This is a genomic window from Mesorhizobium sp. M2C.T.Ca.TU.002.02.1.1 (genome assembly GCF_003997225.1).
In genome coordinates, this window is sequence record NZ_RZTO01000086.1 from 1 (window position 1) to 12,421 (window position 12,421).

The 12,421-nt window shown below is 63.1% G+C and carries 8 protein-coding genes and 2 pseudogenes; 7 read left to right on the forward strand and 3 right to left on the reverse strand.

Going from position 1 to position 12,421, the window contains the following annotated elements; genetic code table 11:
- A partial coding sequence (rhaS, locus tag EOD07_RS07115) for a rhamnose ABC transporter substrate-binding protein (protein ID WP_127234583.1) occupies positions 1 to 768 on the reverse strand: 768 nt, incomplete at its 3' end.
- Between the two features lie 55 nt (positions 769 to 823).
- Positions 824 to 1,633 carry a DeoR/GlpR family DNA-binding transcription regulator gene (locus EOD07_RS07120; protein ID WP_040986229.1) on the reverse strand — a complete coding sequence of 270 codons (810 nt, stop codon included), beginning with the start codon at positions 1,631 to 1,633 and terminating at the stop codon, positions 824 to 826.
- A gap of 188 nt (positions 1,634 to 1,821) precedes the next feature.
- On the opposite strand from EOD07_RS07120, the gene EOD07_RS07125 reads away from it, so the two are divergent.
- The 5 genes and pseudogenes from EOD07_RS07125 to EOD07_RS07140 all read left to right on the forward strand — a co-directional run bounded on the left by EOD07_RS07125 (position 1,822) and on the right by EOD07_RS07140 (position 8,365).
- On the forward strand, positions 1,822 to 3,924 hold the full coding sequence (locus EOD07_RS07125; RefSeq protein ID WP_127234585.1) for a bifunctional rhamnulose-1-phosphate aldolase/short-chain dehydrogenase: 2,103 nt from the start codon (positions 1,822 to 1,824) through the stop codon (positions 3,922 to 3,924).
- 94 nt (positions 3,925 to 4,018) lie between these two features.
- A pseudogene (rhaI, locus tag EOD07_RS39190) lies at positions 4,019 to 5,227 on the forward strand (L-rhamnose catabolism isomerase); the annotation flags it as partial.
- Positions 5,207 to 6,622 (forward strand): annotated as a pseudogene (locus EOD07_RS39195) (ABC transporter substrate-binding protein); the annotation flags it as partial. The pseudogenes rhaI and EOD07_RS39195, both read left to right, overlap by 21 nt.
- Before the next feature lie 2 nt (positions 6,623 to 6,624).
- The gene (locus tag EOD07_RS07135; protein ID WP_127234596.1) at positions 6,625 to 7,515 is read left to right on the forward strand and encodes a DUF427 domain-containing protein; all 891 of its coding nucleotides are present in this window, start codon (positions 6,625 to 6,627) and stop codon (positions 7,513 to 7,515) included.
- An 85-nt stretch (positions 7,516 to 7,600) separates the two neighbouring features.
- The gene (locus EOD07_RS07140) at positions 7,601 to 8,365 is read left to right on the forward strand and encodes an SDR family oxidoreductase (RefSeq protein WP_127234590.1); all 765 of its coding nucleotides are present in this window, start codon (positions 7,601 to 7,603) and stop codon (positions 8,363 to 8,365) included.
- Positions 8,366 to 8,431: 66 nt separating this feature from the next.
- On the opposite strand, the gene EOD07_RS07145 is transcribed toward EOD07_RS07140, so the two are convergent.
- Positions 8,432 to 9,790 carry an NAD(P)/FAD-dependent oxidoreductase gene (locus EOD07_RS07145; RefSeq protein WP_127234592.1) on the reverse strand — a complete coding sequence of 453 codons (1,359 nt, stop codon included), beginning with the start codon at positions 9,788 to 9,790 and terminating at the stop codon, positions 8,432 to 8,434.
- Positions 9,791 to 10,106: 316 nt separating this feature from the next.
- Between EOD07_RS07145 and EOD07_RS07150 the strand changes: the two genes are divergently transcribed.
- The gene (locus EOD07_RS07150) at positions 10,107 to 10,829 is read left to right on the forward strand and encodes an XRE family transcriptional regulator (protein ID WP_127234594.1); all 723 of its coding nucleotides are present in this window, start codon (positions 10,107 to 10,109) and stop codon (positions 10,827 to 10,829) included.
- A gap of 293 nt (positions 10,830 to 11,122) precedes the next feature.
- Positions 11,123 to 12,412, forward strand: coding sequence for an IS4 family transposase (locus EOD07_RS07155; protein ID WP_245469931.1), 1,290 nt, complete (start codon positions 11,123 to 11,125; stop codon positions 12,410 to 12,412).
- The last annotated feature ends 9 nt before the right edge of the window (positions 12,413 to 12,421 follow it).

Consider the following 12,421-nt stretch of genomic DNA (forward strand, 5'->3'; position numbering starts at 1 on the left):
GTCGATGAACTTCTTGAACTCGGACGGCAGCGCGAGACCGGTGACATTGACCTTGCCGATCAGGTTCTCGTCGGTGACGACCTGCGCGGCGGCAACGACGCCGACCGTGGTCGGCGCGATGATCGCCTTGAGGTTCGGATAGGACTTCAAGAGGCCCTTGGCTTCGTCGGTGCTCTTGGCCGAGTCGTCATCGCCGTAGACGGTGGCGACCAGCTTGATCTTCGGGAACTTCTCCGGCAGCACCTTCTTGGCCGCTTCGATCCAGGCGTTCTGGTTGGTCGCGGTCGAGGAGGCCGAGAGGATCGCGACGTCGCCGCCTTCCGGCAGGTAGTCGGCGGCGAGCTTGATGATGGTCTCGCCGATCAGGCCGGTGTCGGACGGGTTGAGGTGGAGCTGGCGGCCTTCCTTGGCGACGCCCGAATCCCAGGAGATCACGGTGATGCCGCGATCCATCGCCTTCTTCAGCACCGGCACCAGCGCGTCGGCGTCATTGGCCGAAACGGCGATCGCGTTGACCTTCTGCGCGATCAGCGAATTGATCACCTCGATCTGCGCCTCGGCGGTGGCCTTGGTCGGTCCGGTGTAGATGACGTCGACGTCGCCCAGCTCCTTGGCCGCTTCCTCGGCGCCCTTGTTGGCGGCGTCGAAGAAGCCGTTGCCGAGCGACTTCACCACCAGCGCGATCTTGACGTTCTCGGCATAGGCGGCATTCACGAACATGGCGGCGGAAAAGGCCGCCGTAACCAGCAGTTTCTTCAAAAAGCTCATCGAATATCCTCCCTTGAGCGTTGCGTTCCATCGCCGCTGCGGGCGTGAGTTTCCCTCAGGCCTGCAGTGAAGATTCTTCCTTGTCGCTTGACTGTCCGCGGGCGACGATCAGCGCCACGCCCGCCGTTTCCAGCATCTTGGCTTCGCGATCCTCGATGCCGTCGTCGGTGATCACGGTCGCGATGCGCGACAGCCCGCACAGGATCAGGCTGGAGCGCATGCGGAATTTCGAGGAATCGACCAGCACCACCAGTTCGTCGGCCTGGTCGATCAGCTTCTGCTCGGCCTGGATCAGCAGGGGATCGCCTTCCATCAGCCCGAGCGGCCCGAGCCCCTGCGCGCCCATGAACATGCGCCGCGCATAGAAGTTGCGCGTCACGTCATTGTCGAAGGGCGACAGGATGATGTTCTGCTCGCGGTAGATCGTGCCGCCCGACAGCATCACCGTGTTCTTTGAGTGCTTGAGCAGATGCTCGGCGATCGGGAAGGAATTGGTGAAGATCGGCATGCGGCGGCCGGTCAGGAAGTGCACCATCTGGAAGGTGGTGGTGCCGCCGTTGATGATGATCGGCTCGCCGTCCGTGCAAAGGTTCACCGCTTCCCGCGCGATCGCGCGCTTCTGCGCGGCGTTCAACGTCTCGTTGACGGAGAAGGGCCGGCCGGCGAGGCCGATGAATTGCGGCGGCGAGATCGCCTCGGCGCCGCCGCGCACCCGGCGCAGGCGCTTTTGCACGTGGAGCGCCGCGATGTCGCGCCGGATCGTCGCCTCGGAGGAGTCCGTCAGCTCGACCATTTCCTGCACCGTCACGACAGGCTTTTCCTGGACGGCGGACAGAATGATCCTGTGGCGTTCTTTTTCGTGCATGGTTCCTCCCAGCTCGAGCATCAGGCACTAGAAAACGCGCAGTGTCAATCATTTCCGATCATATAATTTCATTGTGCAGTGCAATATGATCGATCTTGATCGTTTCTGATTGACAAGCAGGGCGCTTGCGTAGACATTCGCCGCGAGAAAAGAGGAGCGCGGCGTTCGCGCTCCAAGGGAGGATACCTATGCTCGACAAGCGCTCCGGCTCGCGCCTCGCCAATCTTTGGGACGATGCAAAAGCCGAAGGGATGAGCGGTCCCGAGCTTCTGGTCTATCGCTCGAACACGCTGGGGTCCGACAAGCGCGTCACCAATTATGGCGGCGGCAACACCTCGTCCAAGGTCTGGCAGAAGGACCCGCTGACCGGCAAGGATGTCGAGGTGCTGTGGGTCAAGGGTTCGGGCGGCGACAGCGCCTCGATCAAGCTTGACGGTTTCGCCACCCTCTACATGGACAAATTACGCGCCATCAAAGCTCTTTATCGCGGGCTCGCACATGAGGATGAGATGGTGGGCTATCTTCCCCACTGCACCTTCAACCTCAATCCGCGCGCGGCCTCGATCGACACGCCGCTGCACGCTTTCGTGCCGAAGCCTCATGTCGACCACATGCATCCCGACGCCATCATCGCGGTCGCCGCCGCCAAGGATTCCAAGGCGATCACCAGGGAGATCTTCGGCGACGCCATCGGCTGGCTGCCCTGGAAGCGGCCGGGCTTCGAGCTCGGCCTGTGGCTGGAGAAATTCTGCCTCGAAAACCCCGAGGCCAAGGGCGTCGTGCTCGAAAGCCACGGCCTGTTCACCTGGGGCGACACGCCAAAGGAATGCTACGAAACGACGATCTCGGTGATCAACCAGGCGATCGACTGGTTCGAGCGCAAATCGCAGGGCAAGGCGATCTTCGGTGGCGAAGTGGTACAGGCGCTCGACGCGCCGGCGCGTCGCGCCATCGCAGCCAAACTGATGCCGCGCATCCGCGGCCTGATCTCCGAGAAAAGCCACAAGCTCGGCCATTTCGACGACCAGCCGGCGGTGCTGGAGTTCGTCAATTCGAAGGACCTGCGGCCGCTGGCGGCGCTCGGCACGTCTTGCCCCGACCATTTCCTGCGCACCAAGATCCGGCCGCTGGTCATCGAGTTCGATCCGGCAAAGCCGGATGTCGACGCCGTCATCGCCCGCCTGGCGGATGACATCGCCGAATACCGCGTCGGCTATCAGGCCTACTACGACGCATGCAAGCATCCGGACTCGCCGGCCATCCGCGATCCCAATGCCGTGGTCTATCTGATGCCTGGGGTCGGCATGTTCACCTTCGCCGGCGACAAGGCGACGGCCCGCATTTCCGGCGAATTCTATGTCAACGCCATCAACGTCATGCGCGGCGCCTCGACGGTTTCGTCCTATGTCGGCCTGCCCGCGCAGGAAGCTTTCGACATCGAGTACTGGCAGCTCGAGGAAGCCAAGCTGCAGCGCCTGCCGAAGCCGAAGGCGCTGGCCGGCCAGATCGCGCTGGTCACCGGCGGCGCCGGCGGCATCGGCCGCGCCACCGCCAACCGGCTGCTGCGCGAAGGCGCCTGCGTCGTGCTCGCCGATATCGACGAGGCGGCTTTGGCCAGCGCCAATGACGAGCTGTCGAAGGCGTTCGGCAAGGACTTCGTCCGTCCGGTGCGGATCGACGTCACCTCGGACGAGCAAGTGCTTTCGGGCTTCGCCGAAACGGCGGTCGAATTCGGCGGCATCGACATCCTGGTCTCCAATGCCGGCCTAGCCTCCTCGGCGCCGATCGAGGAGACGACGCTCGCCTTGTGGAACAAGAATATGGACATCCTGTCCACCGGCTATTTCCTCGTCTCGCGCGAGGCTTTCCGGCTGTTCCGCGCCCAGAAGATCGGCGGCAACGTCGTCTTCGTCGCCTCCAAGAACGGGCTCGCCGCCTCGCCGAACGCGTCCGCCTATTGCACCGCCAAGGCCGCCGAGATCCATCTCGCTCGCTGCCTGGCGCTGGAAGGCGCGGAAGCGCAGATCAGGGTCAACGTCGTCAATCCGGACGCCGTCCTGCGCGGCTCCAAGATCTGGACCGGCGAGTGGAAGGAACAGCGCGCCGCCGCCTACAAGATGTCGACCGACGATCTCGAGGAGCATTACCGCTCGCGCTCGATGCTGAAACGCTCGGTCTTCCCGGAAGACATCGCCGAGGCGATCTACTTCTTCGCCTCCGACATGTCGGCCAAATCGACCGGCAACATCGTCAACGTCGACGCCGGCAACGCGCAAAGCTTTACGCGTTAGGCGCGCACTTCCCTTCTCCCCGTTGACGGGGAGAAGGTGCCCGAAGGGCGGATGAGGGGCGGCGCCAGCCGAACGAATACTGGGAGGAACCGCATTGTCTGAAGTCATTATCTCGGCCGACCTCGTCGCCAGCCACAACGCCGCGCGCAAAGCCAACCTCGACCGCGACTACGCTTCCCTCGGCGAGCGTCTCGACCGCCGCGGCATCGCCATCGACGCCATCCGCGACAAGGTCGAGAAATTCGCCGTCGCGATCCCGTCCTGGGGCGTCGGCACCGGCGGCACGCGCTTTGCCCGTTTTCCCGGCTCCGGCGAGCCGCGCGACATCTTCGACAAGATCGAGGACTGTGCCGTCATTGCCCAGCTGACGCAGGCGACGCCGACTGTCTCGCTGCACATCCCGTGGGACAAGGCCGATCCGAACCGGCTGAAGCAGGCGGCCTCGCGTTTCGGCCTCGGCTTCGACGCGATGAACTCGAACACCTTCTCCGATGCCAAGGACCAGAAGCTCTCCTACAAATTCGGCTCTTTGTCGCATGCCGATGCCGGCACGCGCCGCCAGGCGGTCGAGCACAATCTCGAATGCATCGAGATCGGCAGGACGCTGGGCTCCAAGGCGCTGACGGTCTGGATCGGCGACGGCTCGAACTTCCCCGGCCAGGTCAATTTTGCGAAAGCCTTCGAACGCTATCTCGACGCCATGGGCGAGATTTATGCCGGCCTGCCGGACGACTGGCGGCTGTTCACCGAGCACAAGATGTATGAGCCGGCCTTCTATTCGACGGTCGTGCAAGACTGGGGCACCAACTACATCATCGCGAAGGAGCTCGGCGATAAAGCCTTCTGCCTGGTCGACCTCGGCCACCACGCGCCCAACGTCAACATCGAGATGATCGTGTCGCGGCTGATCCAGTTCAAAAAGCTGGGCGGCTTCCACTTCAACGATTCCAAATATGGCGACGACGACCTCGACGCCGGCTCGATCGATCCCTACCGGCTGTTCCTCGTCTTCAATGAGCTGGTCGATGCGGAGCTCTCCGGCGCAGAAGGCTTCAATCCGGCGCATATGCTTGACCAAAGCCACAACGTCACCGATCCGATCGAAAGCCTGATGCTGTCGGCGGTCGAGGTGCAGCGCGCCTACGCACAGGCGCTGCTGGTCGACCGCAAGGCGCTTGAGGGCTTCCAGGAGGCCAATGACGCGCTGATGGCGACGCAGACGCTGAAAACCGCCTACCGCACCGATGTCGAGCCGATCCTCGCCATGGCGCGGCTGAGGACCGGCGGCGCCATCGATCCGGTCACCTTCTATGACAGCGGCAGCTACCAGCTCGCCTTCCAGACGTCCGAGTTCCTGTGCGTGACGCAGCCCGACCTGACGCTGAAGCCGGTGCTGGCGGAAAGCTGGTCGCCCAACGCCGACGGCAGCGTATGGACCTTCAAGCTGCGCAAGGGCGTGAAATTCCACAATGGCGAGGACTTCAAGGCCGACGACGTCGTGGCGACCTTCGATCGCCTCGCCGATCCGAACGGCCCGTCCAACGCGCTGTCGGTGTTCAAGGGCCTGCTGTTGAAAGGCGGCACGCGCAAGGTCGACGACCACACGGTCGAATTCCATCTCGACGCGCCGAACGGCAGCTTCCCCTATTCGGTGTCGATCGACAATTACAACGCCGTCATCCTGCCGGCGAGCTATAAGGGCGACTACGAGAAGACCTTCGAAGGCACCGGGCCGTTCCGGCTCGAAAGCTACACGCCGAAGGTCGGCGCGAGCTTCGTGCGCAATCCCGACTATTGGGGCGAGAAGGCTCTGCCCGACCGGCTCGAATTCAAATTCTACGGCGACGTGCAGCCGCGGATTCTGGCATTACAGGCGGGCGAGGTCGACGTGCTCGACGCGATCCCGCTCGACGTCAGCCAGGTAGTGCTTGGCAATCCTGACATCACCGTGCTGCGCGTCGCCTCCACCGCGCATCGCCAACTCCATATGCGCTGCGATATGGCCCCCTTCACCGACAAGCGCGTGCGCCAGGCGCTGGCCTTGTGCATCGACCGCTCCCAGCTGGTCGACGGGCTCTGCCGCGGCATGGCGGCCACCGGCAATGACAGCCCGTTCGCTCCCGCCTTCCCGGTCACCGACAAGTCGGTGCCGCAGCGCACCAAGGACCTCGCCAAGGCCAAGCAGCTGATGGAGGCGGCGGGCCTGGCCAACGGCTTCGACATGACGCTGACGACGCTGCGCTATTCCGACATCCCCGGATACGCGCAGCTCTTCCAGAACTTCGCCAAGGAGATCGGCGCGCGCATCTCGCTCAACATCGAAGACCAGGACAAATATTACGGCAAGGCGGTGTTCGGCCAGTCGGACTGGCTGGACAGCCCGCTCGGCATCACCGACTACGCGCATCGCAGCGTGCCGAACGTGTTCCTGAAAAGCCCGCTGGTCAGCGACGGTCCGTGGAACGCGGCGCATTTCAAGAACGCGACCTATGACGGGATGGTCAACAGCTATCTGAAGGCGCTCGACCTCTATGCCCAGCGCAAGGCCGCTTCCGACATCCAGAAGCTGCTGCTCGACGAGACGCCGGTGATCTTCAGCTATTTCCCGGACCTTCTGGTGCCGGTGCGCAAGAATGTCAGCGGTCTGCCGCCGATCGCCGCCGGTCTGTTGCTTGATCGTGTATCGGTGACGTCATGACCATGACCGCGCGCAAGAACCAGGCCGCCAACGACGAGAAGAGGACGACGACCATTCGCAAGCCCCATCTGCGCGGCCGCGGGCCGCATTTCCCGATCCTCGACAATATCGTGCAGTACGAGTTCGAACCGGGCTACGTCGCTTTCACCATGCCCTCGCCCAAGCGGATCAGGGTGCAGGTCGGGCCGATGATCGTGGCCGACACCACGAAGGCGCTGGTGTTCCAGGAGAGCGACCACCTGCCGGTCTATTACTTCCCGATGAGCGATGTGCGCGAGGAGTTCCTGCTACCGAGCCAGACGACGACGGAAGACCCGTTCAAGGGCGTCGCCACGCATTATTCGCTCAACACCGGCATCACGCTGGTCGAGGACGGCGCCTGGCGATACCTCAACCCCGTCAAGGGCTGCCCGCCGATCCAGGACTACATCTCCTTCTACTGGCCGAAGATGACCCATTGGTACGAAGAGGACGAAGAGATCTTCGTCCATGCCCGCGACCCGTTCCGCCGTGTCGACTGCCTGCCCTCCTCGCGGCGCGTGCAGGTCATCCTCGACGGCGAGCAGGTGGCCGATTCACGGCGCGGGGTGTTCCTGTTCGAAACCGGCCATCCGGTACGCCACTATCTGCCGATCTCGGACACGCGGCTCGATATGTTTGCGCCCAGCCGCTACATCTCGCGCTGCCCCTACAAGGGCATCTCCAACTACTACCATGTGACGACGCCCAAGAAGCGTCACGAGAACCTCGTCTGGTACTATCCAGAGCCGGTGCACGAGGCCGAGCGCATCAAGGGCCTCGTGTGCTTCCACCACGAGCTGGTCGACAAGATCCTGGTCGACGGAGTGGAGATTCCCAAGGAAGCGACGGCGGCGTCGGACGGCTATTTCTGAAAATCGAAGTACCGACCCCGCCAGATCAGGCCGCTTGATCGAGGCGTCATCCAGCGCATACCTTCCGGCAATCAGGGAGGGCGCAATGGATCTTTTCAAATTGGGCGGCGGCGTGGCGCTGGTGACGGGCGCCGGCAGCGGCATTGGCCAGGCGATCGCGATCGGGCTTGCCGAGGCCGGCGCCGATGTCGCCTGCTTCGGCCATGCCTCGAACGGCGGGCTTGAGCAGACTGCCGACAAGATCAAGGCCCTCGGCCGCAAGGCGCTGGTGCTGACGGGGAGCGTGACGTCCGAGACCGACCTGGCCACGGCGATCGATCGGCTCGAAGCCGAACTCGGCGCGCTCACCGTCGCCGTCAACAATGCCGGCATCGCCGGATCGGAAGCGGCCGAGACCTTGCCGCTGGAGAAGTGGCGCAAGGTGCACGAGGTCAATGTCGCGGGTGTGTTCCTGTCCTGTCAGGCCGAAGCGCGCGTCATGCTTCCTCGACGCGCCGGCTCCATCATCAACATCGCCTCGATGTCGGGCACCATCGTCAACCGCGGGCTGACGCAGGCGCACTACAATTCATCGAAAGCCGCCGTCATCCATATGTCGAAGAGCCTCGCCATGGAGTGGGCGGATCGCGGCCTGCGCGTCAACGTCGTCAGTCCGGGCTACACGCTGACGCCGATGAACAAGCGGCCCGAGGTGGCGGAGGAGATAAAGATCTTCAAGCGCGACACGCCGATGGGGCGCATGGCGGCGCCGGAGGAAATGGTCGGGCCAACCGTCTTCCTGGCCAGCCGCGCGTCCAGCTTCGTGACAGGCCTCGACCTGATCGTCGATGGCGGCTACGTGTGCTGGTAGGCCGATGGGGTGCCCCGAGAGACACCCCACCTTGCTGACTTGACCTGAGGGGCAAGGCGCGCCGTGCTACTCGGCCGCCACGCCCTTCACCTCGAGATAGCTCTCCATGGAATCGTCCAGCGCCTGCAGCCAGGGGGTGTGATGCAGCGGCGCCATGGTGCCGGTCATCAGCGAGCGGTAGGCATTGTCGCGGAAGGTCATGATGTTTTCCATCTTGTGGTGCTCCCACTCCATGAAGGTGCGGTTGACCGCCTCGACGTCGAAGCCCGGATAGTCGGTCTGGTCCATCAGCTCCTTGGTGTAGTCGCCCTGGAACCAGATCATCTGCTCGGCATCCTCCAGCGTCTCCTCGCGGGCGCGCCACTTGGCGCTGTGCTCGGCCATCGCCTCGGGGGACGGCAGCTTGATGCGGCCCATGATGACGTCGCGCGCGTACCAGGCCTGCGCGTCGAACATGTTGAAGGTGTAGAACTGGTCCTGCATGCCGATGTAGAACAGTTTCGGGTTCTTCTCCCAGACGACGCCTTCATAGAGATCGAGCGGCCACATGCGGTTGGCGGTCTTGAGCTTGAGGTCGTCGGTGAGGAAGGGGAAGGAGTGCAGGTAGCCGGTGCACAGAATGATGGCGTCGACGTCCTTGGTGGTGCCGTCCTTGAAATGCGCCGTCTTGCCGACGACCTTCTGCAGGAGCGGCACTTCCTTCCAGTTCTCCGGCCACTTGAAGCCCATCGGCTTGGAGCGATAGCTGGAGGTGATCGACTTGGCGCCGTATTTGTAGCATTGCGAACCGATGTCCTCGGCCGAATAGGAACGGCCGATGATCAGGATGTCCTTGCCCTTGAATTCCATCGCGTCGCGGAAATCGTGGCTGTGCAGGATGCGGCCGTTGAAGGTGGGGAAGCCTTCGAAGAAGGGCACGTTGGGCACCGAGAAATGGCCGGACGCGACGACGACGTTGTCGAACTCCTCCGAATAAGTCACGTCGTTGGTGCGGTCATGCGCGGTAACGGTGAACTTCTTCGTCTCGTCGGAGAACGTCACCATGCGCACCGGGCTGTTGAAGCGCACCCATTTGCGCACACCCGATTTCTCGACGCGGCCCTTGATGTAATCCCACAGCACGGCGCGCGGCGGATAGGAGGCGATCGGCCGGCCGAAATGCTCCTCGAAGGTGTAGTCGGCGAATTCGAGGCATTCCTTCGGGCCGTTCGACCAAAGATAGCGGTACATCGAGCCATGCACCGGATCGCCATGCTCGTCGAGGCCGGTGCGCCAGGTGTAGTTCCACAGGCCGCCCCAGTCTGACTGCTTCTCGAAGCAGACGATCTCCGGGATCTCGGCGCCCTTGTCGGCGGCCGACTTGAAGGCCCTTAGCTGCGCCAGACCGGACGGTCCGGCGCCGATGACGGCGACACGAGATTTCATTGCGGGCCTCCTCTTTTTGATTTCGACTTTGTCTTGACGCAATTCCGGGCGGAAAACCGCTCGACACTTTTCCTGGAATTGCTCTCACGAAACAAATTTCACTGACAGTGACAGTAATTGGGTCTTCGGTGCTGTCAACAGACATCTGAGGGCAAGCGCTTTGCACGGAACGGATTTCCGATGGAAAAGCCGCGGCAGGCGAATTAGGCGGGACGGCCCTGCGACATCCGGCGACTTGCCGTCGCGGTTGCACTTCCGTATCGCCACCGCATATGTTCACCTTGAGTGAAATAAATCCGCGAGAGTCGGGGGCGACATGGCGAACAAGACATCTGCTACGAAGCCAACCGAGGTGGCCGCCAAGGGCAAGGCGCCGCCGAAGCGCGTTTCGGCCGACGGACGCACGATCCGCACGCCGCTGACGCAGAACCCGCACGCCATCCGCGACACGCGCGAGAAGGTGCTCGAAGTGGCGATCGGCCATGAAGTGCGTGCCTTCCGCAAGAAGCTCGGCATCACCGTCGCCGATCTCGCCGCGGCGACAGACATTTCGCTCGGCATGCTGTCGAAGATCGAGAACGGCATCACCTCGCCGTCGCTGACGACGCTGCAGGCGCTGTCGCGGGCGCTGGGCGTTCCGGTGACCGCCTTCTTCCGGCGTTTCGAGGAAGAGCACAGCGCCGTCTTCGTCAAGGCGGGCGAAGGCGTCGATGTCGAGCGGCGCGGAACCCGCGCCGGCCATCAGTACAATCTGCTCGGACATATCGGCGCCAACACCAGCGGCGTGGTGGTCGAGCCCTATCTCATCACGCTGACCGAAAATTCGGATGTGTTCCCGACCTTCCAGCACGCCGGCATGGAGTTCCTCTACATGCTCGAGGGCGAGGTCGTTTACCGGCACGGCAACAACCTCTATCCGATGAAGCCGGGCGACAGCCTGTTCTTCGACGCCGACGCGCCGCACGGACCGGAAGAGCTGACGCAGCTGCCGATGCGGTATCTGTCGATCATTTGCTATCCGCAGAACAGCGCTGGGTGAACACCTGGTTCCTCGCCCCACGATAGTGGGGAGAGGTGGCTCGGCGAAGCCGAGACGGAGAGGGGAGCGCCCTAGGAAGGCCCCCTTTCCGTCCGCTTCGCGGACACCTCTCCCCCGCTTTGCGCTAGGGGATGCACACATCTTTTGAGATGAATGACTCGCTTTTGATTAGCGGTCTTGTGTTGGGATGTGATTCCGTCTGCGATGCGTTGATGGAGATGCGTCGCGATGTCAGCCCATGAGATCGGATTAGGAGCGTTCGGCGACGAGCGCTTGCAAAAAAGGGGGCCCAGTTGCTGGGGCTCATGGTGGATCGTCAGAGCGTTTGCGTTCGACGGCTTGCGGGAGGATCGCGGGGACGGATCATTGGTTTTGGCCGGTTCCTGGCGAACAAGCGGGTGACGACGCAGAGCCTGATCGAAGGCTGGGGGCTGACGAGTTCGCAGGCCTGTGCTGGCCGTCACGTGCTGGCGGTCCAAGACACCAGCGAGATCAACTTTACGACCACGGCGCAGCATCGGCGGGGTCTGGGCGAGATCGGCAAGGGCGGCAACGTCCGAGGTGCGCTGCTGCATGCCATGTTGGCGCTGGATGCGGGAACGGGCGAGGTGCTGGGGCTGGTGTCGGGCCAGATCTGGACGCGCGATGGCCGGGTGGAGACGCCACACAGTCAACGGTTGTTGGCCGACAAGGAATCGCAGCGCTGGCTGGCCACGGCCGAAGCGGCCAAGGAGGTGCTGGCTCAAGCGGCGACGGTGACGGAGGTGAGCGATCGTGAGAGCGACATCTACGCCAAGTGGGAGCGCGTGCCGGGTGCGAACTTCCATATCCTGACCCGCGCCATGAGCGACCGTTTGATCGAGGGTGGCAAGCTTTCGACGGCAAAGCTGCAACCGGCTGGTGAAGCCGATGTGGAATTGCGGGCTCGTCCTGGCCGGCCGGCGCGCACGGCCCATCTGGTGACCCGCTTCGGGCAAGTCGCCCTCAAGCGCCCACAAAACTGCATCGAAAAAGGGCTGGCCAAGACGGTCACGGTGAGCTTGGTGGAAGTGCTTGAGGTGGGTGCACCTGCGGATGCCGAGCCTATCGTGTGGCGCCTGCTGACCACCCATGGTGTTCAAGACGCGGCCATGGCCTGGCAGGTGGTCGCCTGGTATCGGATGCGCTGGATCATCGAACAATTCTTCCGCACCCTGAAGCAGCAGGGCCTGCAATTGGAGGACAGTCAGTTGGAAACCGCCGAGCGGTTGATGAAGCTGACCGCCATCGCCGCGCGCGCCGCCTGCATCATCATGCAGCTTGTCCAAGCTCGCGACGGAGCATCCGCACAGTCGGCCGAGATCGCCTTTACGCCTACCGAAATCGACACCTTGCAGGCGCTGGTGCACGAGTTGGAGGGCAAGACCGAACTCCAGAAAAACCCTCACCCGCCCAAATCCCTGGCCTGGGCCGCATGGATCATCGCCAAGCTCGGAGGATGGGATGGCTATCCCAAGTCCAAGCCGCCAGGCCCTATTACCTTCCGCCACGGCCTTCAGTACTTCCAATCCATCGCACGTGGCTGGAGCCTACGAGATGTGTGAATCTCCTAG

What these genes read in the sequence shown, in the direction of transcription:
- EOD07_RS07120 (WP_040986229.1), bottom strand. Translation starts at nt 1,633, where the DNA reads ATGCACGAAAAAGAACGCCACAGGATCATTCTGTCCGCCGTCCAGGAA.
- EOD07_RS07125 (WP_127234585.1), top strand. Translation starts at nt 1,822, where the DNA reads ATGCTCGACAAGCGCTCCGGCTCGCGCCTCGCCAATCTTTGGGACGAT.
- EOD07_RS07135 (WP_127234596.1), top strand. Translation starts at nt 6,625, where the DNA reads ATGACCGCGCGCAAGAACCAGGCCGCCAACGACGAGAAGAGGACGACG.
- EOD07_RS07140 (WP_127234590.1), top strand. Translation starts at nt 7,601, where the DNA reads ATGGATCTTTTCAAATTGGGCGGCGGCGTGGCGCTGGTGACGGGCGCC.
- EOD07_RS07145 (WP_127234592.1), bottom strand. Translation starts at nt 9,790, where the DNA reads ATGAAATCTCGTGTCGCCGTCATCGGCGCCGGACCGTCCGGTCTGGCG.
- EOD07_RS07150 (WP_127234594.1), top strand. Translation starts at nt 10,107, where the DNA reads ATGGCGAACAAGACATCTGCTACGAAGCCAACCGAGGTGGCCGCCAAG.